The organism is Corallococcus macrosporus DSM 14697 (genome assembly GCF_002305895.1).
In the GTDB taxonomy this organism is placed as follows: Bacteria; Myxococcota; Myxococcia; order Myxococcales; family Myxococcaceae; genus Myxococcus; species Myxococcus macrosporus.
Genome location: NZ_CP022203.1, coordinates 2,646,691 through 2,672,399, shown reverse-complemented (window position 1 = coordinate 2,672,399; position 25,709 = coordinate 2,646,691). Strand labels below are relative to the sequence as shown.

General features: G+C 70.7%; 18 protein-coding genes. 12 read left to right on the top strand and 6 right to left on the bottom strand.

Annotation, left to right across the window (positions count from 1 at the left end):
• Nucleotides 1-28: 28 nt before the first annotated feature.
• Together MYMAC_RS11390 and MYMAC_RS11385 are read left to right on the top strand one after the other, a co-directional pair.
• Nucleotides 29-841 carry an SAM-dependent methyltransferase gene (locus tag MYMAC_RS11390; RefSeq protein ID WP_013938879.1) on the top strand — a complete coding sequence of 271 codons (813 nt, stop codon included), beginning with the start codon at nucleotides 29-31 and terminating at the stop codon, nucleotides 839-841.
• A 192-nt stretch (nucleotides 842-1,033) separates the two neighbouring features.
• A complete protein-coding gene (locus MYMAC_RS11385) occupies nucleotides 1,034-1,711 on the top strand; it encodes a hypothetical protein (protein ID WP_204817519.1) in 678 nt (225 codons plus the stop codon).
• 49 nt (nucleotides 1,712-1,760) lie between these two features.
• Here the strand turns inward: MYMAC_RS11385 and MYMAC_RS11380 are convergent, their stop codons facing one another.
• From MYMAC_RS11380 to MYMAC_RS11370, 3 genes are all read right to left on the bottom strand, one after another.
• A complete protein-coding gene (locus MYMAC_RS11380; protein ID WP_239989485.1) occupies nucleotides 1,761-3,107 on the bottom strand; it encodes a tetratricopeptide repeat protein in 1,347 nt (448 codons plus the stop codon).
• A gap of 256 nt (nucleotides 3,108-3,363) precedes the next feature.
• The gene (locus tag MYMAC_RS11375; protein WP_095958112.1) at nucleotides 3,364-5,124 is read right to left on the bottom strand and encodes a DUF4215 domain-containing protein; all 1,761 of its coding nucleotides are present in this window, start codon (nucleotides 5,122-5,124) and stop codon (nucleotides 3,364-3,366) included.
• A gap of 250 nt (nucleotides 5,125-5,374) precedes the next feature.
• Entirely contained in the window at nucleotides 5,375-6,835 is a 1,461-nt protein-coding gene (locus MYMAC_RS11370) for a M20 family peptidase (protein WP_095958111.1), read from the bottom strand.
• A 190-nt stretch (nucleotides 6,836-7,025) separates the two neighbouring features.
• Here MYMAC_RS11370 and MYMAC_RS11365 point away from each other — a divergent pair, with 190 nt between their 5' ends.
• On the top strand, nucleotides 7,026-8,816 hold the full coding sequence (locus MYMAC_RS11365; protein WP_095958110.1) for a glycosyl hydrolase family 18 protein: 1,791 nt from the start codon (nucleotides 7,026-7,028) through the stop codon (nucleotides 8,814-8,816).
• 40 nt (nucleotides 8,817-8,856) lie between these two features.
• Nucleotides 8,857-9,675 (top strand): bifunctional hydroxymethylpyrimidine kinase/phosphomethylpyrimidine kinase, encoded by an 819-nt coding sequence (gene thiD, locus MYMAC_RS11360; protein WP_095958109.1) that lies wholly within the window; start codon nucleotides 8,857-8,859, stop codon nucleotides 9,673-9,675.
• Between the two features lie 21 nt (nucleotides 9,676-9,696).
• Here thiD and MYMAC_RS11355 read toward each other — a convergent pair whose 3' ends face one another.
• Complete coding sequence (locus MYMAC_RS11355; protein ID WP_095958108.1) at nucleotides 9,697-11,901, bottom strand: M3 family metallopeptidase; 2,205 nt, start codon at nucleotides 11,899-11,901, stop codon at nucleotides 9,697-9,699.
• Nucleotides 11,902-12,094: 193 nt separating this feature from the next.
• On the opposite strand from MYMAC_RS11355, the gene MYMAC_RS11350 reads away from it, so the two are divergent.
• Both MYMAC_RS11350 and MYMAC_RS11345 read left to right on the top strand, forming a co-directional pair.
• Entirely contained in the window at nucleotides 12,095-13,624 is a 1,530-nt protein-coding gene (locus tag MYMAC_RS11350) for an acetyl-CoA hydrolase/transferase C-terminal domain-containing protein (protein ID WP_095958107.1), read from the top strand.
• Nucleotide 13,625: 1 nt separating this feature from the next.
• On the top strand, nucleotides 13,626-14,342 hold the full coding sequence (locus MYMAC_RS11345; protein WP_095958106.1) for a tetratricopeptide repeat protein: 717 nt from the start codon (nucleotides 13,626-13,628) through the stop codon (nucleotides 14,340-14,342).
• A 308-nt stretch (nucleotides 14,343-14,650) separates the two neighbouring features.
• Here MYMAC_RS11345 and dusA read toward each other — a convergent pair whose 3' ends face one another.
• The gene (gene dusA / locus MYMAC_RS11340) at nucleotides 14,651-15,649 is read right to left on the bottom strand and encodes a tRNA dihydrouridine(20/20a) synthase DusA (protein ID WP_095958105.1); all 999 of its coding nucleotides are present in this window, start codon (nucleotides 15,647-15,649) and stop codon (nucleotides 14,651-14,653) included.
• Nucleotides 15,650-15,880: 231 nt separating this feature from the next.
• On the opposite strand from dusA, the gene MYMAC_RS11335 reads away from it, so the two are divergent.
• The 6 genes from MYMAC_RS11335 (at nucleotide 15,881) to MYMAC_RS11310 (ending at nucleotide 23,847) form a co-directional block, all read left to right on the top strand.
• The gene (locus MYMAC_RS11335) at nucleotides 15,881-16,891 is read left to right on the top strand and encodes a zinc-dependent alcohol dehydrogenase family protein (RefSeq protein ID WP_095958104.1); all 1,011 of its coding nucleotides are present in this window, start codon (nucleotides 15,881-15,883) and stop codon (nucleotides 16,889-16,891) included.
• A 171-nt stretch (nucleotides 16,892-17,062) separates the two neighbouring features.
• Complete coding sequence (locus MYMAC_RS11330; RefSeq protein ID WP_013938866.1) at nucleotides 17,063-17,689, top strand: DUF47 domain-containing protein; 627 nt, start codon at nucleotides 17,063-17,065, stop codon at nucleotides 17,687-17,689.
• Nucleotides 17,690-18,715: an inorganic phosphate transporter gene (locus MYMAC_RS11325; protein ID WP_095958103.1), complete on the top strand. Its 1,026-nt coding sequence runs from the start codon at nucleotides 17,690-17,692 to the stop codon at nucleotides 18,713-18,715.
• A 398-nt stretch (nucleotides 18,716-19,113) separates the two neighbouring features.
• Nucleotides 19,114-21,573, top strand: coding sequence for a bifunctional aspartate kinase/homoserine dehydrogenase I (gene thrA / locus MYMAC_RS11320; RefSeq protein WP_095958102.1), 2,460 nt, complete (start codon nucleotides 19,114-19,116; stop codon nucleotides 21,571-21,573).
• A gap of 116 nt (nucleotides 21,574-21,689) precedes the next feature.
• Nucleotides 21,690-23,333, top strand: coding sequence for a hypothetical protein (locus MYMAC_RS11315; RefSeq protein ID WP_239989484.1), 1,644 nt, complete (start codon nucleotides 21,690-21,692; stop codon nucleotides 23,331-23,333).
• Between the two features lie 13 nt (nucleotides 23,334-23,346).
• Nucleotides 23,347-23,847 (top strand): hypothetical protein, encoded by a 501-nt coding sequence (locus MYMAC_RS11310; RefSeq protein WP_095958100.1) that lies wholly within the window; start codon nucleotides 23,347-23,349, stop codon nucleotides 23,845-23,847.
• Nucleotides 23,848-24,269: 422 nt separating this feature from the next.
• Here MYMAC_RS11310 and MYMAC_RS11305 read toward each other — a convergent pair whose 3' ends face one another.
• The gene (locus MYMAC_RS11305; protein ID WP_095961560.1) at nucleotides 24,270-25,640 is read right to left on the bottom strand and encodes a TAXI family TRAP transporter solute-binding subunit; all 1,371 of its coding nucleotides are present in this window, start codon (nucleotides 25,638-25,640) and stop codon (nucleotides 24,270-24,272) included.
• Between the last annotated feature and the right edge of the window lie 69 nt (nucleotides 25,641-25,709).

Sequence of the window (25,709 nt, the reverse complement as noted above, 5' to 3'; positions counted from 1 at the left end):
AGCATTCCGGGTTGGAGGCCTTGACCACATGGATACCGAAGCGCTCGCACACATCCCCGGCGTCAACCCGAACATCCCCAACGCCGCCCGCATCTACGACTACACGCTGGGAGGCACCCACCACTTCGAGGCCGACCGGCAGGCGGCGGAGTCCATGTTCTCGCTGGTGCCCTCCACGCGGAAGTGGGTGCGCATGCTGCGCGCCTGCCTGCGCACCGCCGCGCAGCGCCTCGCGGCCGATGGCTTCCACCACTGGGTGGACTTCGCGTCGGGCCTGCCCACCGGGGACCATGTCCACGCCGTGCTGCCGCCGGACGCCCGCGTCCTCTACAGCGACATCAACCCGCTCACCATCACCACCGCCCAGCACCTGCTGGGGGCCACGCCCAACGTCCGCTACCTGGAATGCGACATCCGCAACGCGGGCGCCTTCCTGCGGCGGCCGGACGTGAATGACTTCCTGGGCGGCGAGCGCCGCGTCGCGTTCGGCGCCAACGGCATCACCGTGTTCCTGTCCGCCGAGGAGAACCGCCAGTTCTTCCGCGACCTCTATGAGTGGGCGGCGCCCGGCTCGAAGCTCTTCGCTACCTTCGAGACGAAGTCCCCGGACCTCAGCACGCCGAAGTGGGAGCAGTTCGTCGGCATGTTCCGGCAGATGGGCGAGCGGTTCCAGCTCTACTCGCTGCCCGAGTACCTGGACCTGTGCGGCCCCTGGGCCCGCGACGCCACCGGCGTGCTCCCCGTGCGCGAGTTCCTCGGCCTGCCCCCGGAGCACATCACCGACGAGGACCGGGAAGGCGTGGGCATCGAGTTCTACGCCGTCGTCCTGGAGAAGCGCTGAGCCCCCTTCCGTGCGGGGCGGGCGTGCGAGCAGGCCCTCGTGCCCGCACCCGCTGGGGCGACGCCTCGACACGCCTCCTTGCCGTCTGCCTCCCCAGCGGCGCGTGACTACCGTCTTTGCAGGCAACACGCGCACACGGAGAGGAGACGGAGCATGTTTCAATCGAGAAGGCGTCGGGTTTTCGCGGGCGTGATGATGGGAGCGGCCCTGTCGGTGGCGAGCGTTGGCTGCAGCTCGACGCGCTCGGCGCAGGTGGAGGAGTCCTGGCTGGCCCGGGTGCCCGAGGCCCAGTTGGGCGGCGTCCGGGAGGCCCAGTCGGAGCGGCGCATCGCCCAGGACGCGGTGACCCGTTCCGATGTGGCCTTGAACGACGCGCGCCGGGAGCTGGAGGTGGCCAAGCGCAACGAGGACGCCGCCAAGGCCCGCCTGGAGGCGCATGAGGCCGCGCTGAAGGCCGCCAGGGCCACCGGCCAGAGCGACAACATCACCCAGGCGCAGTCCGAGCGGAAGAACGCGGAGACCAGCCTGAACGCGGCCCAGGCCCAGGTGCGCTACCGCGAGCAGGCCATCCAGACGATGGAGGCCCAGAAGGAGCTGCGTGAGGCCGAGCTGGCAGTGGCCGACGCGAAGCTCGACATGGCGGAGTACCAGGCCCTGGAGGCGAACCAGGACGTGCGCGCCCAGGAGCTGTCCGAGGCCGACTTCTCCGCCGCCACGGCGGACGCCCAGCGCAAGGTGGAGGAGTCCCAGCGCAAGCTCCAGTCGGAGCAGCGCTCGGAGCAGCAGGCCCGCGCCAACTGGCAGCGGATGCGCAGCCAGGTGCAGGGCTACGGCGGCAGCGGCATCGAGTCCGAGCAGCGCAACCCGTAACCGCCACACCGGCCCGGCCGGCCAGGACGCGCGCGGCCGGGCCCGTGGCTCACTTCGGCGGACGGAAGACGTACTGGAAGACGGGCGTGTCGGGCCCCGGCGGGTACTGCGCGTCCATGAAGGCGAAGTGGGCGTGGCCGGTGATGACGGCCTCCTTGAGGCTGTCGTAGAGCACCGTCACGCCGGTGGCCCGCCCGGACGCGTCCACCTGGACCTGGACCTTGAGGTTGCCCTTGATGCCGGGCGTCTCCTGGAGCCGGTTCATGTAGAGCGCGACCAGGCCCATGGATACCCGGTTGTAGATCTGCTCCTGCGTCCCCCGGGCGGGTTGGGACGGCAGGCGGAAGTGACGCGCCAGCGCGGCGGCCTCGGCCTCGGCCTGGGGGACCTTGCGTTCCGGGGCGGCGAGCGCCGCGCGGTACGCCGCCAGCGCGTCCTGGTGACGCGCCTGCTTCAGCACCAGCCGGGCGCGCAGCACGTGGACGTCGGCGCGGGCCGGCGCTCGCTCGGAGGCCTTGACCAGGTGGGCCTCCGCCGCCCCGGCGTCGCCTCGCGCCTCGGTCAGCTCGGCCAGCCGGAGCAGCGGCTCCGGGTCCTCTGGCGCCGCGGCGGCCAACCGGACCAGGGCCTTCTCCTCCGCGTCGGCGCGCGCCAGCTCCCGGTACAGCCGCGCGAGCAGCGCGAGGGGCGCGGGCTCCCCGCCGCCCAGCGCCGCGTAGCGCTCCAGGGACTGGGTGGCCTTCTCCTTCTCCGAGGCCGCCAGCCACAGGTCCGCCTGGAGCCGGTGCGCCTCCTTGTCCCGGGGCTTGAGGGCCACCAGCTTCTCGCCCGCCGTCGCCGCGGCGCGCACGTCGTTGGCGGCCCGGGCGAGCTGCGCCAGCTTCCGCAGCGCCTCGGGTTGCTCCGGCCAGGCCTCCACCGTCCGGGTCAGCTCCGCGCGCGCGTCCGCCTCCCGCGCGGGAATCCCCGCCAGCAACATCGCCAGGGACGTCCGAATCTGCGGCGCGTCCAGCGCCGCCAGCGCCTCGCGGAACCGGGCCTCGGCCTCCGCGGGTTTGCCCTCCGCCTGGAGCAGCACGCCCTGCGCCCACAGCGCCGGCGCGAACCCCGGCGCCTGCTTCAGCGCGGCGGCGATGGGTGGACGCGCCTCCGCCAAGAGCCCCCAGCGCACGTAGACGAGCCCCATGCCCACGAAGGGCCAGGGGTTCTCCGGGTCCAGGGTGGACAGGGCCTTCAGCTCGTTCCAGCACCCGTCCGACGGAAAGGTGAGCCACGCCCGGTACATCCGCGGCATCAAGTCTCCGGGCCGCGCCCGGGCCCGCGCCTCCAACTCGCTGTCCATCGCGCTGGCGCGGCCCTTCGCCCGCGCCGTCTCCAGCTCGCGCAGCGTCGCCATGACCTCCTCGGGTGGGGGCAATGCCGGGCGCGTCACCGCCCCCCGTGCCGAAGCACCGAGCACGAACAACACGAGGCACAGCAGACGCGTGAACGAAGGAGAGGCCATGGAGCGCGGAGGACGATAGCAGACGCCCATCAACGCGGAGGCCGCCTGCTCCCTTGGCGGCCCGGAGCCAGCAAATTCAGGGAAGCCCCGCTCCGGAAGCCCACGGCTCCCGGAGCGGCGCCTCGACCCCTACGTCAGGACGACGGGCTCAGCCAATCTCCAGCCGGCACGTCGAGCTGCAGCCGTCGCGGCTGACGGTGTTGCCGTCGTCGCACTCCTCGCCCTCTGCCTCCTGCGTCTCACCGTCGCCGCAGCGGGGGCCCCAGAGGCAGCCGCGGCCGCACTCGCCGTAGCCGCCGGCGTTCACGCCGTCATCGCACTCCTCGCCGGCCTCCTCGTCCACCTGGCCGTCGCCGCAGGTGGCGGTGCACTCGGTGCGGGCAGTGAGGAAGTTGTTGAGCGTGAGGCGGTACGAAGATGCGGAGGTGTGGCGCTCGGCCTGGAAGACGACCACCTCGTAGATGCCGCCCTGGCGCAGGCTCAGGGAACTGGCCATGCTCGCCACGTCGACGGTGCCGTTCATCGCGCCGTGAACACCGCCCAGGTCCAGCGCCAGGCGGCCGTTGATGAACACCCACACGTCGTCGTCGCCACGGAAGGTGAGCACCTCCGAGCCCTTGTACTCGAACCAGTAGCGCGCCTCGCTGGTGAAGCTGAAGTTGCGCCGCCCGCCACTGTTGTCGTTGCGCAACGGCTCGTCACCAGACGCCACCCAGCTACCGCTGAAGAGCGGCTCATCGTCGAGCGGGAAGAACGTCTGATCGTCGAAGACGTACGAGCCGTTCTGCTGGCGGTCGAGCACCAGCGAGCTGACGACCGTCTTGTTGATGTTGCTCGCCGACTCGTCCCGGTACCACTGGTCGAATGCCACCCGGCCGTTGGTGTTGTTGGAAGGCTGACCCTCCTTTGCGTAGACGGGGCGGCCATTGGCGTCCAGGCGGTTCGCCATGATGCCCAGCTCGTGACCGGCGTTCTTGTTCTCGAAGTCGATGTGCCCCCGAGGGAGTCCATTGCTGGCCGGCAGGTCGTAGCCGCGGAAGTCGCGGTAGACGACGGGGATGGACACCTGCGCGGGCGGCTCCTGCTCGATGAGCACGCACGCGAAGCCCTCCTCCAGCTTGCAGTCCGGCGAGCAGCCGTCGTTGGCGCGCGTGTTGCCGTCGTCGCACTCCTCCACGGTGCTGTTGGGGAGGATGAGGCCGTCGCCGCAGGTCTCCTCGCAGTTGCCGTCCTCGCAGCGCGGCTCCCGGGTGCACAGCGGCGAGCAGCCGTCACCCATCACGGTGTTGCCGTCATCGCACTGCTCGGTGCCCTCGGTGACGTCGTCGCCGCAGGTGGTGCGGCTGCACGGCTGACCCGGAGGGCACTTCCAACCGTCCTCGAGCCGGCAGACCTCGCTACAGCCGTCGCCCGGAGCGGTGTTGCCGTCCTCGCACTCCTCGTCACCGGCGATGATGCCGTCACCGCACTCCTTGGCGCGGCAGCGGCCACCCTGGGCCGGGCACGCCCAGCCGTCCTCGATGCGGCAGCTCCCGTTGCAGCCATCGCCGTTGGAGAGGTTCCGGTCGTCGCAGTCCTCGCCCTCCTCGACGCGGCCGTCTCCGCAGTTCGACAGATGCACGCACGGCTGTCCCGGCACCTCGCAGATGAACCCGCCCTCCACCTCGGTACACGCCGCGTTGCAGCCGTCACCGTCCGCCCGGTTGCCGTCGTCACAGGCCTCGCCCGCCTGGCGCTGGCCGTCACCACAGGTGTCGCTCGCATCCCCCGGCGAGCCATCCGGGAGGCCCGGGTTCGGGCCGGCGTCGGGCTTCCCCGAACCGCCACCGCCATTACATGCCACCAACGTGAAGAGAAGAGATGCGAGCAACGCGCTCGCCAGCCGAGACCTGCGATGGGGGTTCACCATGGGAGCAAATGCTGAAATTGCTTCGCACGCCTGTCAACGCGTCACGGCCAATGAGCGGAGGGGCGTGCAGACGGTACACAGATGTGCAGGCGGAACGGACTTTCCGCGCGCTCCCCGCAGCCAGCGCACATCCACACTCATGATAACAGCGGGTGAAACACCACTTTCCCAGAAAGCCAGAAGGGGGTGGCCACGCGTGTCACACGCTGTGTATGGGCGCGCCACGCGAGCCCCGGTGCCCCGCCCGGCTTCAGTTCGAGACGTTGCGGACGTACTGCGCGTAGAAGCGAATCGCGTCCGCGTAGCCCTCCACCGACACGCGCTCGTCCTTGCCATGGAGCCGTGACAGGTCGGCGCTGTCCAGGCGCAGGGGCATGAAGCGGTAGACGTTCTCGCTCAGTCCCGTGAAGTAGCGCGAGTCGGTGGCGCCCAGCATGAGGTAGGGCGCCACGACGACGTCCGGGAACACCTGGCGCACGCTGCGCTGGAGCAGGGTCCACGCCTCGGAGTCCATGCGCGACACCGGCGATGGCTCGCTGATGAAGCCCAGGGTGCCCACCTTCACCCTCGGGTCATCCACCACGCGCCGCACGTGCTCCAGCACACCCTCCACGGAGTCCCCCGGCAGGACGCGGAAGTTCACCACGGCGCGGGCGCGGGCGGGCAGCACGTTGTCGCGCTCGCTGCCCTCGAACATGGTGGCCGCGGTGGTGGTGCGCACCGCGGCGTTGGTGGTGGCCTTGGCGGTGAGCTGGCGCAGCACCAGCGGCTCGAACAGCCACAGGTTGGCGAAGAGCAGCCGCATGCCGAAGCCCATCTCCGGCCCCGCGAACTCGAAGAGGGCCCGGCTGCCACCGCGCAGCCGCGCGGGCATGGGGGACGCCTCCAGCCGGGTGATGGCGCGGCTCAGCACGCCCACGGCGGTCTGGGGCGGCGGCATGGAGGAGTGGCCCCCCTCCCCGGCCACGATGAGCTCGGCGCTGGCGAAGCCCTTCTCCGACACGCCGACCAGGGCCACTGGCGACGTCACCCCGGGCACGGTGCCGGACATGATCATCCCGCCCTCGTCGAGCACCGACTCCAGCGTCACGCCCCGCTCGCGCAGCAGCTTCGCCATCGCCTCCGCGCCCTCGTGCCCGCCCACCTCCTCATCGCCACCGAAGGCGAGCAGCACCGTGCGCCTGGGCTGGAAGCCCGCCGCGAGCAGGGCCTCCACGGACTCCAGGATGCCGAACGCGCTCCCCTTGTCATCCAGGGCGCCGCGGCCCCAGACGTAGCCGTCCGCCACCAGGCCGCTGTAGGGCGGGTGCGTCCAGGACGCCTCCGTGCCGGGCGCCACCGGCACCACGTCCAGGTGCGCCAGCAGCAGCGCAGGGCGCAGCGACGCGTCCGTCCCCGCCCAGGTGTACAGCACCGAGTGCGGCCCCACGGCCTCGCGCTTCAGCGCCTGGTGGAGGCGCGGGTACTGCTCCCGCATGTAGTCATGGAGCGCGGCGAAGGCGGCGTCCTCCGCGGGCAGCCCCTCCGCCGCCGCCAGCGTCTTGAGCCGCAGCGCGCCGCCCAGCCGGGCCGCGGCGGCCTCGGCGTCCACGCTGAACGCCACGGGCGCCTCCGGCTGGACCTGCCGCGAGGTGAAGCGAAACGCCTTCGTGAGGAGAACCCCCGCGAGGGCGACGACGACGACCAACAACGACAGGAGGATGCGTTTCATCGGACAGGCTCGCGGTGGGGACGCCCCACGCTAGCAAAGGCGGCCCGCCACCCCGCCGACTCTCGGGGGGCGAGGCGTGCACCGGCGCGCAACGCCACGAATTACAGCTTTACAGCATTGCGACCATTTTCCAGCTTCACGGCGAATTGGAAGTCATGTAGATGACGCGCACTGTCGTAGGGGGTGTGCGGTGAGAAAGCCAACCGCGGTGTGGAGACAGCTCTGGCTCGGCCTGGTGGTGGGGACCCTGGCGGGCTGCATGGGCGGAGGCGAGGCGGCCCCGGGACTGCCCGGCGCCCCTGGCGCCGCCACGGCCCAGGCGGCCGACGCCGAGGCGCTGGTGACCTGGCGGCCGCCCACCAGCGACGGGGGCACCCCCATCATGTACTACATCGTGCGATGTGAGCCGGCCTGCGGCGGCGCCATCGTCACGTCGGACCAGTTCCAGGCCACCGTGAGGGGCCTGCACAACGGCTTCGCCTACACCTTCAAGGTGTCGGCGGTGAACATCCACGGGGAAGGCCCGGCCTCCGTGCAGTCGGAGCTGGTGACGCCGCAGCCCGGCCTGTCCATCTCCAACCCCACCGTGCCGGGCCAGCCTCGCGGCGTCCGGGCCACGCCGGGCAACGGGCACGCCTTCGTGAGCTGGCTGGCGCCGGCGAGCTACGGCGGCCGGCCGCTGCAGCAGTACCGGCTGACGGCGCAGCCCGGAGACGTCACCGTGACGGTGGACGCGCCGGCCGCCAGCGCCGTCATCCCCGGGCTGGTCAATGGCGTGCCCTACCGCATCACCGTGGCGGCCACCAACGCGCAGGGGGAAGGCCCCGCCGCGGTCGCCAACGCCGTCCAGCCCCGCGCCGGGGGCGAGCCCACGGACTGGGTGACGGGCTACTTCGTGGGCTACCAGCTCTGGATGCAGCCGGTGGACGCGGTGGACGTCTCGGGCCTCACGCACCTCGTGGTGGGCCGCGTCAAGCCGAACCCCAACGGCACCCTCAACGCGAACTTCGACGCCAACGTCGACGACAGCCACGGCCGCGCCATGGCCAAGGCGCTGGCGGCGCGCGCGCACCAGCACGGGCGCAAGGCGCTGCTGATGCTGGGCGGCTTCGGCGAGCACCAGAACTTCGTGCACGCGGCGTCCGCTCCCCAGCGCGCGCACTTCATCCGCAACATCCTCCAGCTCATGGACGAACTGGGCTACGACGGCGTCGACGTGGACTGGGAGCCCATCATCCTGGCCGCGGACATCCCCGAAGGCGCGCCCATGGCGCCCGATGACGGCGAGCCGCTGCTCGCGCTGCTGGAGGGCCTGCGCGCCGCGCGGCCGGACATCCTCCTCACGGTGCCGGTGGACTGGCTGAACTCCAACTTCCCCATGAGCCGCCACCGCGCGGAGTTCATGAAGAAGCTGGCGGCGCGCGTGGACCAGCTCAACATCATGTCCTACAAGATGAGCGGCCACTGGGGCGGCTGGGAGAGCTGGCACTCCAGCCCGCTCCACGGCCACTCGCGGTTCCACCCCACCTCCGTCTCGCACTCCGTGGAGGGCTATCTGGACGCGGGCGTCCCGGCGGGGCGGCTGGGCGTGGGCATCGGCTTCTTCGGGACGTGCTGGGGTGGCGTGACGGAGCCGCACACGCCGCTGGATGGCCGCGAGGGCGTCTTCGAGGGCCAGAGCGACAACTTCATGAGCTACACCAACATCATGACGCACTACTACCGCGCGGACGCCAGCCGCTGGGACGACGAGGCGAAGGTGCCCTACCTCTCCTTCCCCACCGGCCACGGCCCGGGGCTGTGCAACTACGTCTCGTACGAGGACCCGCGCTCCATCGCCGCCAAGGGCCAGTACGCGCGCGAGAAGAACCTGGGCGGCGCCATCATCTGGACCCTCAGCCAGGGCCACTTCCTCCAGCCGGAGAACGGCCACAGGGACCCGCTGCTGGACGCGGTGAAACACGCCTTCCTGGACCCGTGAGCGCTGGAAGCACTGGCGGCGGCGCGCCCGCTCCCGCACCATGCCGGCCATGGAGACTTCGAAGTCCGTGGCCACCGCGCTCACCATCGCCGGCTCCGACAGCGGCGGCGGCGCCGGCATCCAGGCCGACCTGAGCACCTTCGCCTTCCACCGCGTCCATGGCACCAGCGCCCTGACGGCCATCACCGCGCAGAACACGCGGGGCGTCACCCGCGTGGACGTACTGCCCCCTGAAGCCGTCGCCGCGCAGATTGACGCCGTGGCGTCCGACATCGGCGCGGGCGCGGTGAAGACGGGCATGCTCGTCAACCCGGCCATCATCACCGCCGTGGCGCTGCGCCTGCGCGCGCTGGGCCTGGGCCCCCTGGTGGTGGACCCCGTCATGGTGTCCCGCGCCGGCGCGCGCCTCATCGACGACGCGGCCGTGGGCGCGCTCAAGGAGCTGCTGCTGCCGCTGGCCACGGTGGCCACGCCCAACCGGCACGAAGCGGAGCTGCTCGCCGGAATGTCGCTGGAGACACTGGAGGACATGCAGGAGGCCGCGCGCCGCATCCACCGGCTCGGCCCCCAGGCCGTGCTGGTGAAGGGCGGCGGCATGACGGGCGCGCTGCGCGGCACCGACGTCTGGTTCGACGGCGAGCGCCTGGAGACGCTGCACCTGCGCGCGGTGGACACGCGCAACACCCACGGCACCGGCTGCACGCTGTCGGCGGCCATCGCCGCGCACCTGGCGCTGGGCCAGCCGCCGCTGGAGGCCACCCGGCGCGCGAAGGCCTACGTCACCGCCGCGCTGGAGCACCCCCTGCCCCTGGGACAGGGCCCGGGCCCCTTCAGCCACTTCTTCCCGCTGGAGGGATAGCCCGGGCCCGTCACCGGGCGGCTACTTCGCGGCGTTCTTCGGCGCGGCGGGCACGGGGAAGCCGCGCTTGCGCATCAGCGCCTGGATGCCCGCCTCGCGGCCCCGGAAGGCGCGGTAGGCCTCGGCCGGGTCCAGCGTGTTGCCCACGGAGAAGACGTGCTTGCGCAGCAGCGCGGCCACGTCCTTGTCGTAGGCGCCCTTGCCTTCGGTGAAGCGCTCGTAGGCGTCCGCCGTCAGCGTGTCGGACCACAGGTAGCTGTAGTAGCCCGCCGAGTACCCGTCCCCGGCGAAGACGTGGCCGAACTGCGGCGTGCGGTGCCGCATCACGATTTCCTTCGGCATGCCCAGCGCGTTCAGCGTGTCGCGCTCGAAGGCGTCCGCGTCGATGGGCGTGGCGCCCGCCAGGTGCAGCTTCATGTCCACCAGCGCGCTGGCCAGGTACTCCACCGTCCCGAAGCCCTGGTTGAAGGTCGCGGCCTTCTCGATGCGGTCCACCAGCGCCTGGGGGATGGGCTTCCCCGTCTGGTAGTGCAGCGCGTAGGTGTTCAGCACCTCGGGCGTGGACAGCCAGTGCTCCAGGAGCTGCGAGGGGAACTCCACGTAGTCGCGCGCCACCGCCGTGCCGGCCAACGACGGGTACGTCACGTTGGAGCTGAGGCCGTGCAGCGCGTGGCCGAACTCGTGGAACAGCGTGGAGGCGTCCTCCCAACTGATGAGGACGGGCTCACCGGGCTGGCCCTTCACGAAGTTGGAGTTGTTGGAGACGATGGTGGTGACCTCGCCCCGGAACCGCTCCTGGCTGCGGTACGCGTTCATCCACGCGCCGGAGCGCTTGCCCTTGCGCGCGTAGGGGTCGAAGTACCACAGGCCCACGTGACGTCCGCTGGCCTGGTCCTTCACCTCCCAGACGCGCACGTCGGGGTGGAACACCGGCACGTCCGTCACGGGCGTGAAGGCGAAGCCGAACAGCTCGCCGGCCACCCAGAACATGCCCTCGCGCAGCTTCTCCAGTTGGAGGTAGGGCTTCACCTCGTTCTGGTCCAGGTCGTACTTCGCCTTGCGGACCTTCTCCGCGTAGTAGCGGTAGTCCCAGGGCTCGATCTTGAACTTCGCGCCCTCCTGGTTGGCCACGGCCTGCATGTCCGCGACCTCTTCGTGGACGCGGGCCACCGCGGGCTTCCAGACGGCCTCCATCAGCTCCATGGCGCGCTCGGGCGTGCGGGCCATGGCGTTCTCCAGCCGCCAGTGCGCGTGCGTCTTGTAGCCCAGCAGCGTGGCGCGCTCGGCGCGCAGCTTCAGGATTTCGGCGATGATGGCGTTGTTGTCGCGCGCGTCGCCGTTGTCACCGCGGTTGACGTAGTTGCGCCACACCTTCTCGCGCAGGTCGCGCCGCGACGAGTACGTCAGGAACGGCTCCATGGAGGAGCGCGTGTTGGTGATGACCCACTTGCCCTTCTGGCCGCGCGACTCGGCCGCGGCGGCGGCGCCCGCGCGCACGGAGTCCGGCAGGCCCGCCAGGTCCGCCTCGGACTCCAGGACGACGGTGTAGCCCTCCTCGTCCGCGAGCACGTTCTGGCTGAAGTTCGTGTAGAGCGACGCCAGCCGCTGGTTGATGGCCGCCAGCTTCTGCTTGGCCGCCGCGTCCAGCTTCGCGCCGGAGCGGACGAAGCGCGTGTAGTGCAGCCAGGCGAGGCGCTGCTGCTCGGGCGTCAGCTTCGCCTTGTCAGGCGACTGGTACACCGCCTCGATGCGGCGGAAGAGCGCCTCGTTCTGGTAGATTTCGTCGTCGAAGGCGGCCAGCTTCGGCGCCATCTCCCGCTCCAGCGCCTGGAACTCCGGCCCGCTCATGGACGAGCTCCAGATGCCGTAGAGCGTCTCCACGTCGCCCTGCGTCTTGCCGGCGGACTCCAGCGCGACGATGGTGTTCTCGAACGTGGGCGCCGCGGTGTCGTTGGCGATGGCCGCCAGCTCGCCGCGCGTCTTTTCAATCGCCGCCTCGAGCGCCGGCTTGAAGAGCTCCACCTTCACCTGGTCGAACGGCGGCACGCCCCCATGGGGGCCGGTCCACTTCGCCAGCAGCGGGTTGGACTGCTCCGGCGCGGCCGGGGTCGCGGGGGCGGAAGTTTGAGGCGCGGTGGCCATGGTCTGGGACTCCTGCGAGGTCGTCGCACAGCCAGCAGACACGAGAGCGGCCATGCCCGCGCCAGCGAAGAAGAGCTTACGCATGTAGAGAATGTCTCCGGACGAAAGGGGGATAACTGAAGACGGGCGCAGCCTAGCGGCATCGCGCCGCGAACCGGGGACGGAATCGCGGGCGCACCAACACGCCCGCCTGCCCGTCTGTTCCCGGCGAACACCGTGGCCACGAGGAAGACGCGGTGTGTTACATCCATCCCCCCACAGCATTCACCCTCCAGGAATGACCGTGACGAGCACGCTGAAGGACCGCATCGAGAACGCCGAACTGCTGGCGAAGGTCGTCCCTGTCGAAGACGCGGTGAAGCACGTGGTCCACGGCAGCACCGTGGCCATCAGCGGCTTCACCAAGTCCGGGGAGCCCAAGACGTTCCTGCCCGCGCTCGCCTGGCACTTCTCCCAGACGTCACCGGAGGCCCGCATCACCCTGCTGTCGGGCGCGTCGCTGTCCGAGGACGTGGAGGGCCCCATGGCGCCCTTCATCGCCAGGCGCGGTCCCTACATGTCCTCGCCCGCCTCGCGGCGCCGCATCCACGCGGGGGAGATGGACTTCACGGACGTCCACCTGTCCGCCTTCGCGCGCAACCTGATGTACGGCTTCTACGGCGACATCGACGTGGCCGTCGTCGAGGTGTCGCGCATCCGGAAGAACGGCAGCGTCATCCTCACGTCGTCGGTGGGCATCAGCGCGGAGGCGCTGGCCCGCGCGAAGAAGATTGTCCTGGAGGTCAACACCTCGGGGCCGGACTACACGGGCTTCCACGACATCGTCCTGCCCGCCGTCCACCCGCACGTGGGCTGGCCGCTGCCGCTCGTGAATGTACGGGACCGCATCGGCACCCCCTACGTGGAGTTCGACCTGAGCAAGGTGGTGGCGGTGGTGGAGTCCCGCACGCCCGACCACCCGGTGCCCTTCAAGGCGGCGGACGACACGGCGAAGCGCATCGCGGAGCACGTCATCGACTTCCTGCTGCGCTGCCGCGAGCAGTACCAGTGGGGCAAGCGGCTGCCGCCCATCCAGTCCGGCGTGGGCAACGTGGCCAACGCCATCATCGGCCAGCTCTACGACTCGCCCTTCCAGAAGATCCGCTTCTGGACCGAGGTCTTCCAGGACGGGATGCTGCGCTACGTGGAGGACGACCAGAAGTTCGAGTACGCGTCCGCCACCGCGGTGTCCTTCTCCGCCGAGGGCCGCCAGCGCTTCCTCGACATGTTCGAGCGCAGCAAGGACCGGCTGGTGCTGCGGCCCATGTGGCTGTCCAACAGCCCGGAGATCATCTCGCGCCTCTTCGTCATCGCGATGAACACCCCCATCGAGGTGGACATCTACGGGCACGTCAACTCCACGCACATCGACGGCTCGCGCATCGTCAACGGCCTGGGCGGCTCGGGTGACTTCTTCCGCAACGCGTACCTGAGCATCGTCCACACGCCATCCACGCGCCGACTGAGGGATGGGCGCACGGTGAGCTGTGTCATGCCGTACGTGCGGCACATCGACCACACCGAGCACGACATCAAGTGCGTCGTCACCGAGCAGGGCTACGCGCTCAACATGGACATCCGCTCACCGAAGCGGCGCGCCCAGGACATCATCGACCGGTGCGCGCACCCCTACTTCCGGCCGCTGCTGCACGCGTACCTGGACATGGCGGGCCCCGGTGACGAGCCGCGCGCCAGCGACATGAAGGTCCTCCAGGGCTGGTGGGCGGACTACGACGCGGCGACGCGCGCCTTCCCCCAGAACGGCTGAGGTGGAGCGCAACGGCCGCGAAGCCTGTCCCCCGGAGCTGGCTGCCCAGCTCCGCGAGGTGGACCGCCTGCGACGCAGCGGGCGGTATGCGTCCGCGCTCACCCTCGCCCGGACGCTGGCGGAGGCGAATCCCCGTCAGGCGCGCGTGCTGCTGGAGGTGGCGCAGACGCTGGCCATCTGGGGCGGCGTCCCCGCCGAGGCGCTGGAGTGGTACGAGCGCGTGCTGTCGCTGGCGCCCGGACACCTCACCAGCCGGCTGTACCGCGCGCTGGCGCTGTGCCGGCTGGGCCGCAATGAAGAGGCGGTGGTGGACTTCGACGCGCTCGTCGCCTCGGGCTACCGCAAGGCGCTGGTGCTGCACATGAAGCGCGCCGAGGCGCTGGAGGCGCTGGGGCGGGATGAAGCGGCGGAGCGGGACTGGACGCTCGCGATTGACGAGGCCCCGGGCAACCCGTGGCTGCTCCAGCAACGCGCCGCCGCTCGGGCTCGACTGGGGCGGCTGGACGACGCGGTGACAGACCTCACCCTGGCGCTGTCCGTCCAGACGGGGGGCGAGGTGGACCCGGAGCTGCTGCACGCGCGTGGTGCGCTGCGCGCGCGGCTGGGCGACCTGGCCGGCGCGCACGCGGACTTCGAGGCGGGGCTCGCCGCCTTCCGCGTCGGCGACCCGCCCGCGCTGCTGGACGCGCTCCGTGAAGGAACCATGCGCAAACCATGACGGGCGCGCCCGCGCCTGGGATGCGACAACCCTGTCCATGCACGTGGCGGTTTCGTCCGGGCGTGCATGTCCGGGCGTGATGCACCCGGATGGACAGGGGCGCGGATGCGGAGCGCCGCGCCATGGGGCGCGTCAGATGCCCGGGTGAGGACGCCGGCTTGGAGCGGAGTTCAGGACACCTGGAGCACCGGCACGAACCAGCGGCGCGGAGCTTCGCGCAAAGGGCGTGAGCCAGAGGGAATCGCATGCCGGCCCTGGGGAGGGTTGTTCCGGCCTGCGGTTCCCTCTGGTGTCAGGGGCCCCGACGCTCAGGCCGCCACGTCGGCTTCAGGCTCGCGCCGCACCTTCGCCAGCGCCGCCACGACGACCTCCGGCCCCGCGCCCTGCTTGTGGGCGTTCTCGCTCAGGTGCCGGCGCCACGCGCGCGCACCGGGAAGCCCCTGGAACAGCCCCAGCATGTGCCGGGTGATGGCGCCCAGCGGCGCGCCGCGCAGCATGGCCTTCTCGATGTACGGCAGCATGGCCTCCACCACGTCGTGCCGCTGCGGCACCGGCGTCGTCGCGCCGAAGAAGCGGCGGTCCGCCTCCGCCAGCAGGTACGGGTTCTCATAGGGCGCGCGCCCCATCATCACCCCGTCCACGTGCTGCAACTGCTCCGCGGCGGCGTCCAGCGTCTTGATGCCGCCGTTGATGCTGATGTCCAGGTGCGGGAACTCCGCCTTGAGTCGGTGGACCAGCTCGTAGCGCAGCGGCGGGACGTCGCGGTTCTCCCTGGGGCTCAACCCCTGGAGCCACGCCTTGCGCGCGTGCACGATGAAGCGGGTGCAGCCCGCGGCGGACACCTTCCGGATGAACCCCTCCAGCGTCGGCCACTCCTCCAGCTCGTCGATGGCGATGCGCGACTTCACCGTCACCGGGATGCTCACCGCCTCCCGCATGGCCCCCACCAGCCGCGCCACCAGGGCCGGCTCCGCCATCAGGCAGGCGCCGAAGCGGCCCGACTGGACGCGGTCGCTGGGGCAGCCGACGTTGAGGTTGATTTCGTCATAGCCCCACTGCTCGCCAATCCGGGCCGACTCGGCGAGCGCCGCGGGCTCCGAGCCGCCGAGCTGGAGCGCCACCGGGTGCTCCGCGGCGTCGTAACCCAACAGCCGCTCCCGGTCCCCGTGCAGCACGGCGCCCGTGGTCACCATCTCCGTGTACAGCAGCGTGTGGCGGCTGAGCAGCCGGTGGAAGTACCGGCAGTTGCGGTCCGTCCAGTCCATCATCGGCGCGACGGACAGCGGCGTGGGCGAAGTCGGCATCATGCGAGAACCCGGGGCAGCGGCGGGAGCGTCCCGTTCAACAGGCCGCTCCCCCGCCGCCAGCATGTAGCTGGGTTTGCCGCCCCTGCCCATCCCTTTGCCGCCCCGCTTCCACGGACTCCGAGCAGGCGCCCGGGGCAGAACATTTCACTCCGGGCAAATCCACCCAGCCAGCCAGCCCTTCCCGAATCGCTTGCCTGGCGGCCCTGACCGTCCGTGGATAGTCATGCGCGCATGAGAGCTTACGAACTGCAGCAGGTGGGGAGCGCCGATGCGTGGGTGCAGGTGGAACGGCCGAAGCCCACGCCGGGCCCGGGCCAGGCGCTGGTCCGGGTTCGCGCGGTGTCCCTCAACTACCGGGACCTCTACATCGCCCTGGGCCGCTACCCCGGCGAGCGCCCGGCCTCCCTCATCCCCGTGTCGGACGGCGCGGGCGAAGTGGTGGCCGTGGGCGACGGCGTCTCGCGCGTGACGCCGGGTGACCGCGTGGCCGCCACCTTCTTCCAGACGTGGACGGACGGCGCGCCCTCGCCGGAGAAGACGCAGAACGCCCTGGGCGGCAGTGTGAACGGCATGCTGGCGGAGTACGTCGTCGTGGACGCGGAGGGGCTGGTGCTCCTCCCGGACCACCTGTCCTTCGAGGAAGGCGCCACCCTCCCCTGCGCGGCCGTCACGGCCTGGAACGCGCTGGTCTCCGAAGGCCGGCTCCAGCCGGGGCAGACGGTGCTGGCCCAGGGCACCGGCGGCGTGTCCATCTTCGCGCTCCAACTGGCCAAGGCCCTGGGGGCGCGCGTCCTCATCACCTCCAGCCAGGACGCGAAGCTGGCGCACGCCCGGACGCTGGGTGCGGATGGCACCATCAACTACAAGAAGCACCCGGACTGGGAGGAGCAGGTGCTGGCGCTCACCGGCGGCCAGGGCGTGGACCACGTCCTGGAGGTGGCCGGCGAGGAGACCTTCCCCCGCTCCGTCCGGGCCACGAAGCCCGGCGGCCACATCTCCCTCATCGGCATGCTCAGCGGCGGCTTCGCGAAGCCGGACCCCGCCCTGGTGGAGCCCAAGAAGCTCGACGTCCAGCGGACCTATGTGGGCAGCCGGGCCATGTTCGAGGACCTGAACCGCCTCCTCACCCAGCACCGGCTCAAGCCCGTCATCGACCGGAGCTTCCCCTTCGACGAGGCGCGCGAGGCCCTGCGCTACATGGAGTCCGGCGCCCACTTCGGAAAGATTGTCGTGGCCGTCTGAGCGGCCGGCCCACGAGCCAGGTGGCGGGCCCTGGCTCCCCCCTGGCCCAGGCGGGCGCGCCCTAGCGAGGGTGGGAGCCACAGGCAAGTAGAAAGGAAGGCTGGAGATTCTCTCCACTTAGGGTAGTCACGGGCGCGTTATCGCCTGCCCCCAGGGGACTTGGAGAGACGGATGCTCGAGAAGCTGATGCCGAAGTCGGACGAGTTCTTCGACGACTTCGATGCGCAATGTGCCGTCACCGTCGAAGGCGCGAAGATGCTCTATGAGCTGCTCAGCGACTACCGCGACGTCGCCACGCGGGTCCAGGCGCTCAAGGACGTGGAGCACCGTGGGGACGAGGTCACCCACACCGCCTTCAACCGTCTGCACCAGCAGTTCATCACCCCGTTCGACCGGGGGCAGATTCACACGCTGCTCTCCCGCATCGACGACGTGCTGGACTTGACCAACGCCGCCGCCGCCCGCCTGCACTACTACGAAATCCCGGCGAGCCTGCCGGACGCCACGGAGCTGGCGCGCCTGCTGGTGCTGTCCACGCAGAAGGTGCAGGAGGTCGTGGCGGCGCTCCGGCTCATCAAGAAGCCGGAGCAGATCCTGGCCGGGTGCAAGGAGATCAAGCGCCTGGAGACGCAGGCGGATGAGGCGCTGCGCGCGGGCGTCGGCCGGCTCTTCAAGAGCGGCGCGGACACGCTGCTCATCATCAAGTGGAAGGAGATTTACGACTTCATCGAGACCGCCACCGACAAGTGCCAGTCGGTGGCCAACGTCATCGAAGGCGTGGTGCTGGAGCACAGCTAAATGCTACTCGCCGCCGTCATCCTCATCGTCGCGGTCGCACTCATCTTCGACTTCATCAATGGATTCCACGACGCGGCGAACTCCATCGCCACCGTGGTCTCCACCCGGGTGCTGTCGCCCAACCTGGCCGTGGCCTGGGCCGCCTTCTTCAACTTCGTGGCGGCCTTTGGCGGGGGCGTCCACGTGGCCAACACCATGGGCAAGGGCATCATCAACTTCGAGATGCTCCGGGCCCAGGGCCCCAGCGCGGTGCTCGCCGTCATCTTCTCCGCCCTCATGGGCGCCATCGTCTGGAACCTGCTGACGTGGTGGTGGGGCCTGCCCTCCTCGTCGTCGCACGCGCTGGCCGGCGGCATGATTGGCGCCACGCTGCCGGTGCTCGGCGTCGCGGGCCTGGTGGGCTCCGGCATCGCGAAGATCGCCGCCTTCATCGTGCTGTCGCCCCTCATCGGCATGACGCTGGGCATCAGCCTGATGGTGCTGAGCACCTGGGTGGTGCACCGGCAGACGCCACTGAAGGTGGACTCGTGGTTCCGCCGGCTGCAGCTCGTGTCCTCCGCCATCTTCTCCTACAGCCACGGCACCAATGACGCGCAGAAGGTGATGGGCATCATCGCGGTGGTGCTCTTCGGCACCATCTGGAAGGACCGGCCGTTCCACATCGACTGGTGGATGATCATCTCCTGCCACGCGGCCATCGCCCTGGGGACCTTCTTCGGCGGCTGGCGCATCGTGCGCACCATGGGCCACAGCCTCACCAAGCTGGCGCCCATCGGCGGCTTCGCGGCGGAGACGGGCGGCGGCGTCACCATCATCGCGCTCGCCCAGCTCGGCATCCCCGTGTCCACCACGCACACCATCACCGGCGCCATCGTCGGCGTGGGCGCCACCAAGGGCTGGCGCGCGGTGAAGTGGGGCGTCGCCGGCCGCATCATCTGGGCCTGGGTGTTCACCATCCCGGCCGCGGCGCTGACGGCGGTGGTCGTCTATGGCCTCACCCAGGTGGTCGTCCGCCTGGCGAGCTGAACCCTGGGGAGGGCTCGCGTTCACCTCCGCGAGCCCTGCCCCGTCATGCAGGGACCTGCCGGGTCCCCTGCTTGACTTGGCGCGTCGAGTTCGGCCAGCCTTCCCTTCATGAACGGCGTCAACGGCCACCAGGTGCAGCGCGAGGGAACGGCGTTCCCCGCCCGCACGCGCGCCCTGTCGACCGCCCTGACCACCACCACGACGACGACCACGACGACCCGCCGGGCGCGGGCGGTCTAGCTTCGGGAACATCTCGTTTCCAGCTCGGCCCCGCGCTCTCCGGCGCGGGGCTTTTTTGTTTTCACATGCCGTAGGAGCCCCGACATGCAGCCCTCCCCGCAGACGACTTCGCCGAAGCAGCCGCCCCGCCCCGCCGCACGCCCGGGGGAGGTGCGCTCATGAGGGTGATGAAGTTCGGCGGGACGAGCGTGGGCAACGCCGAGCGGATGCGCGGCGTGGCGGACCTGGCCGCGGCGGCGCGCAGGGAGACGCGGGTGATGGTGGTGGCCTCGGCCGTGTCCGGCATCACCAACCTCCTGGTGGACGCGGCCCGCGCCGCGCAGGAGGGCCAGCCGGTGGAGTCGCTCCACGGCCGCTTCGAGGACATCCACCGGGGCATCGTCAGCGAGCTGGCGGCGGAGCTGGGGGAGGCCCGGCTGCGCTCCCTGGAGGAGGGCCTGTCCACGCTTGCCACGGAGCTGCGGGGCCTGCTCCAGGGCGTGGGGCTGCTGCGCGAGTGCTCGCCCGCCGTGCTCGCGCACCTGTCCGGCCTGGGCGAGCGCGCCTCGTGCCTGATTCTGGGCGCGCTGATGCACGCGCGCGGCCTGGCGCCGCACGCGGTGGAGCCGCGGGACGTCATCCTCTGCGCGGGGGACCCGCTCCAGGCCACGCCGCTCCAGGAGGAGAGCCGGGCGCGCTTCACGCCGCTGCGCGAGGCCAGCGGCCCGGGCCTGATGCTGATGCCGGGCTTCTTCGGCGGTGACGCCCGGGGCAAGACGATGTGCCTGGGCCGGGGCGGCTCGGACTACTCGGCGGCGCTGGCGGCGGCGGCGCTGGACGCGGAGCTGCTGGAAATCTGGACGGACGTGGACGGCATCTTCAGCGCGGACCCGCGCCTGGTGCCGGAGGCCTTCCCCCTGCCAGAGGTGAGCTTCGAGGAGGCCATGGAGCTGGCGTACTTCGGCGCCAAGGTGCTCCACCCCAAGACGATTGCGCCGGCGCGCGAGCGCGGCATCCCCGTGCGCGTCTGCAACAGCTTCCGCCCCGAGCACCCGGGCACCCGCGTCACCGACGACGCCGCGCCGCCCGAGCACCCGGTGCGGGGCCTCTCCTTCCTGCCCGGCATCGCGCTGGTGAACCTGGCCGGCGCGGGCCTCAAGGGCGTCCCCGGCACCGCCGCCCGCGTCTTCGAGGCCATGGCCCACGCCAGCATCTCCGTGGTGCTCATCACCCAGGGCTCCAGCGAGTGCTCCATCAGCTTCTGCGTCCAGCAGGCGGACGCGGAGCGCGCGGTGCAGGCCCTCCAAGCGGCGTTCGAGATGGAGCGCGCGGCGGGCAAGGTGGACACCATCGAACAGCAGCGCGGGCTCGCGGTGCTCAGCATCGTCGGCGACGGCATGCGCCACCGCGTGGGCGTGGCCGGCACCTTCTTCAGCGCGCTGGCGGACGTGGGGTGCAGCATCGCCGCCATCGCCCAGGGCTCCAGCGAGCGCAGCATCTCCGCCGTCATCGCGGAGACGGATGGCCCGCGCGCCCTGGCGCACGTGCACGGGCGCTGCTTCGGCACCACGGAGGTGGTGGAGCTGCTGCTGGCCGGCGTGGGCAGCGTGGGCGGCGAGCTGCTCAAGCAGGTCCACCAACAGGCCCCCAAGCTGCGCGCGCACGGCCTGGACCTGCGCGTGTGCGTCATCGCCAACAGCAAGCGCTTCGTCGCGGCGAGCGAGGGCCTCCCCCTGGAGGACTGGAAGCAGCGGCTGTCGGCCAGCGGTGACGGCGCGCCCCTGGACGCCTTCCGGGACTGGGCCCGCGCCAAGCGCCCGGGCCGGCCCGTCTTCGTGGACTGCACCAGCAGCGAGGACATCGCCCAGGCCTACCCGTCGCTGATGGAGGCCGGGCTCCACGTCGTCACCGCGAACAAGAAGGCCAACGCCGGCCCGTGGAGCCACTACCGCAAGCTGCGCGATACGGCCTCCCGCCACCAGCGCCGCTTCCTCTACGAGACGAACGTGGGCGCGGCGCTGCCCGTCATCGACACGCTGAAGAACATGCTGCGCACCGGGGACCGGGTGCTGCGCGTGGAGGGCATCCTCTCCGGCTCGCTGTCGTTCATCCTGGGCCTGACGGAGGAAGGCGTCCCCCTGTCCCAGGCGGTGGGCACCGCCATGGAGAAGCGCTTCACGGAGCCGGACCCGCGCGATGACCTCCACGGCACGGACGTGGCGCGTAAGGTGCTCATCCTCGCGCGCGAGCTGGGGCGCACCCTGGAGCTGGAGCAGGTGACGCTGGACTCCCTGCTGCCGCCGGACTTCGACGCCACCGGGCCGCTGGAGGACTTCCTGGCCCGGCTCCCCCAGGTGGACGCCGCCTTCCAGCGCCGCGTGGAGGCGCTCCGCGTGGAGGGCAAGGTGCTGCGCTACCTGGGCAGCGTCACGGAGGAGGGCTGCTTCGTCGGGCTCGTGCCGGTGCCCCTGGCGCACCCGCTGGCGGCGGTGAAGGGCGGAGAGAACGCGCTCAGCTTCACCTCGGAGCGCTACAGCCCCACACCGCTGGTGATTCGCGGCTACGGCGCGGGCGCGGCGGTGACGGCGGCCGGTGTGCTGGCGGACGTGCTCCGCCTGGTGGACGGGCCGCTGCCTTGAGTCGGCCTCCAGCGGGTCCGGGTCCGCGGTCGATGTGCGTTTGAAGTTGGCCGCGGACTTGTCGACAATGCTCCGCCTGCCCTCGAATGCTCGAGAGGCAAGGGGGAGAGAACCGAATGGACGTGACTCGCAAGCCGACCCGACGCCTCACCCGCAGGGTGCTGGCGCTCGCATTCACCCTGGCGCTCACAACTGCGTGTCCCGGTGATGGTGACGGAGATGGTGATGGAGACGGTGGCGGGGGCGACGGAGGCGGGGGCGGCCCCCCGGGAGACCCCGTCACCCTGAGCGGCCAGGTGACGTATGACTTCGTCCCGGCCGTGTACTCACCCTCCACTCGGCGGGGGACCCTGGAGTTCACCCAGGCCTCCGTGCGGCCCGTGCGCAACGCCGTCGTCCAGGTGCGGCAGGGCACCCGGGTGCTCGTCGATGGCACGACGGACCAGGAGGGCCGCTACACCGTCACGTACACGCCGTCTGGCAGCGACGCGTTGACGGTGGTCGCGCTCGCCAAGACGACCGAGCCGGAAATCCAGATTGAGGACAACACCGACAACAACGCCATCTGGGCGGTGGGTGACAGCATCTCCACGTCCGTGACGACCAAGGACCTGCACGCCACCCATGGCTGGGCGGGCACCACCTACACCGCCAGCCGGCGCGTCGCGGCCCCCTTCGCCATCCTGGACAGCATGTACACCGCGTCGCGGGCCTTCATGGACGTGCGGCCGGTCCAGTTCCCGCTGCTCAAGGTGAACTGGAGCCCGAAGAACGTGCCCCAGTCGGGCAGCAAGGCCCAGGGCAACATCGGCACCTCGCACTTCTCCTTCACGGAGAACGAAATCTACGTGCTGGGCCGGGACGGCGTGGACACCGACGAGTTCGACGCCCACGTCATCGTCCACGAGTGGGGGCACTACTTCGAGGCCAACCTGTCGCGCGCGGACAGCCCGGGCGGGCCGCACTCCAGCGGTGACCTCCTGGACCCGCGCCTCGCCTTCGGCGAGGGCTACGGCAACGCGCTCGCCAGCATCCTGCTGCCCGAGCCCATCTACGTGGACACGCTGTGGAGCGGCTCCACGCTGGCCGCCTTCGGCTTCGACGCGGAGAGCGAGCCCACCACCAGCCCGGACGACCCGCGCAAGGGCGCCTTCTCCGAGATGAGCGTCTTCCGGCTGCTCTATGACTTGTACGACTCCGGCACCAACGAGCCGTACGACATGGTGTCGTACGACCTGGGCATCCTCTACGACGTGCTCGTCGGGCCGCAGAAGTCGACGCCCGCGCTGACCACCATCGGCTCGTTCATCAACGGCCTCATCGCCCAGTCCGGCGTCAGCACCCCGGACGTGTACCAGCTGCTGACCCACTACAACATCGGGTCCATCTCCTCGGACTTCGGGGATGGGGACACCCCGCTGCGGGCCATCTACACCAACGTGCCGCGCGTCCCGTACAGCACCGAGGTGCCGCTGGTGGGCGGGCTCGACTTCAACAAGCGCGCGCAGAACCAGTATTACGTCTTCACTGGCACGGGGCAGACGCTGACCATCACCGCGGCCCACCCGAATCAGGACGTCGGCGTTGAAGTCTATGGCCTGGGCAGGAGCCTGGCGCAGTCGGACATCGGCTACGCCGGCTCGGAGACCGTGACCGTCCCGACGCAGGCGGACACGACGTACGTCGTCGTGGTGTTCGGCTTCAAGGAGACAGCCGGCAACTACAGCCCCTTCCCCACCCTCTCCATCACGCCGCAGTGATTCCGGAGCGCACATGAACTTCAAGGCAATCGCAGCCCTGTCCAGCCTCCTCGCGCTCACGGCGCAGGTGGCCTGCACCTCCCCGTCGAAGTCGAACCCCACGCCTGGAGACAGCGCGGACACCCAGAAGGCCGGCGCGCCGGTGACGGTGAACGCGAAGCTGGGTGAGGACCAGGCCCAGGTCTCCGTGCGCTTCGACGCACCGGCGACCGACGTCCAGGTCAGCATCTCCGGCGTGGACGGCCTCGCCGTGCGGAGCGCCGCCACCCCCGTCACCGGTGGCAGCTTCGTCCAGGACGCCGTGTCCGAGTTCGACGTGGAGTTCACCCCGGGTGAGGGCCAGTCGCACCTCGTCGTCACCGTCACCGGTGACTTCCGGGGCACGCACCTGTCGCGGGTGTTCAGCTTCGCGGTGGGCACGCCCACGGCGGCGCAGCAGAAGACCGAGGGGACCACCGTCACGGGCGACGACGGTCAGCCCATCAAGGTCCTCCCCTCGTCCAACGCCGAGTAGCCTCACGGCGCGGGGCCGGCGCCCGGGAGACCGGGCCCGGCCGGGGCCATGCCCCCCAAAAGACACAGCGGGGAGCGCGCCCCCCGACGCACTCCCCGCCGCGTGAGCCGCTCGAACGAGAGCTCCAGAAAAAAACATTGGGAGCACGCCCCCTCGACGTGCTCCCAATGACTGCGCGGCCCGACTGCGGCGCGCCATCCCCCTCCTGGAAGCAACAGCCCCCCCGGGCTTGCTTCCTCCCCATCCCCACTTCGAAATTCAAAACGCGCGGCGCCGAAAACCTTGAGGCCACCGCTGCGTTTTTCTTCGAGCCGCCTGGCGCCGCGCCCGGCCCACACGGCCACACATTCACGCGAAGTGCGAGCCCCGCGGACGGACGCGCGGACGCGGGCGCTTCCGGGCGGCCCCAGGAAGCGCCCTGGCTAGCCGGTGCTCTCGCGCGCCGTCAGCGCCTGGGGCGGCGCGGGCTCGGCGGACTCGGAGATGCGGCGGATGAGCCGGCGGCGGACCACGTCGACGTGCTCGCGGAAGAAGTAGAGGTTCTCCGCGTAGGCCAGCGGCATGGGGATGCGGTTCACCTCCCGCTCGGCCTCGTCGAGCCGCGTCAGCATGTCGTCCAGCATCTCCCGCCCCGGGCTCTCCTCAAGCTGCAGCTCGATTTCCTTCAGCCGCGCGTACCAGCGGAAGATGCGCGAGCGCACCCGCCACTGGTACAGCGCCGGCGCCACCCGGCCCAGGGGCACCAGGACGGCGATGAAGGGCACCAGCATCACCCAGAGCCGGTCCACCAGGTTGGCGGCCCAGAACGGCAGGTAGCGGTGCAGGAGCGGAACGCCGGACTCGTAGTACCGGCGCGCCTCGCCGCTGAGGGGGAAGCCCGCTTCGAGCGCCGCGGGGAACTCCCCCGTGCGGTCCAGGATGCCGGCCTTGCCGTGGACCTCGCTGGCCGCGCGCATCAGGAGATAGGCCAGCGCCGGATGCAGCGCGTCCGTGGCCACCAGGTTCGCGGTGGGCGCCAGCAGCACCACGTCATGGTCCGGCACGTCCGCCGCCAGGTCGAGCACGCCGCGCGGCAGCACCTGCCGGGACAGATAGGGGAAGCGGCGCACGTAGGCCTCGCCTCGCGAGAAGCTCAGGAGGTTGATGTCCGGCACCCGCGCGAGCCGCTGCACGGGCGGGGACTCCGCGGGCGACACGATGAAGACGGCGTCCACCTTGCCCTGCTTGAGCTGCTCGATGGCCTCGTCGCGCCCCAGGTTCAGCAGCACCGTGGAGGGCCCGCCCACGCCGTTGGCCTCCAGCAGCTTCGTGGACAAGGCGCGCGTGCCGCTCTCGTCGGGCCCCACGACGATGCGCTTGCCCTGCAAGGCGTACAAGTCCGTGATGGGCTCCCCCCGGTAGAAGACCCACAGCGGCACGTAGGAGAGGCTCCCCAGGGACACGACGTGCGGCGCCTTCGTCGAGTCGGACGTCCCGCTCTGGACGAAGGCCACGTCCACGTTCGAGCCCGCGTCCTCCAACAGCTTGATGCTGGTGAGGGAGCCATCCGTCGGAACGATCTCCACCGTGACGCCGTGCTTCGCGAGGATTTCCTGATACTTGCGCGCGAAGTACCGGAAGCCGCCCTCGTCCCCCGCCGCGGCGATGACCAGCTTCTTCGGCGGCGCGGGCTTGACGAAGTAGAACGTGACGGCGAATGCGATGCTGACGATGACGAGCGCGGGCCCCAGCGTCAGCCAGAGGTCCCACCGCAGCGTCCGGCGCAGGCGCTCCTTGAGCGTGTCCTTCTTCATGATGGGCGCGGAGTATAGACGCCGCGCGCACCCGAGGCCGTGCCCGGCCGCCACGCCAGCGGCCGGGCA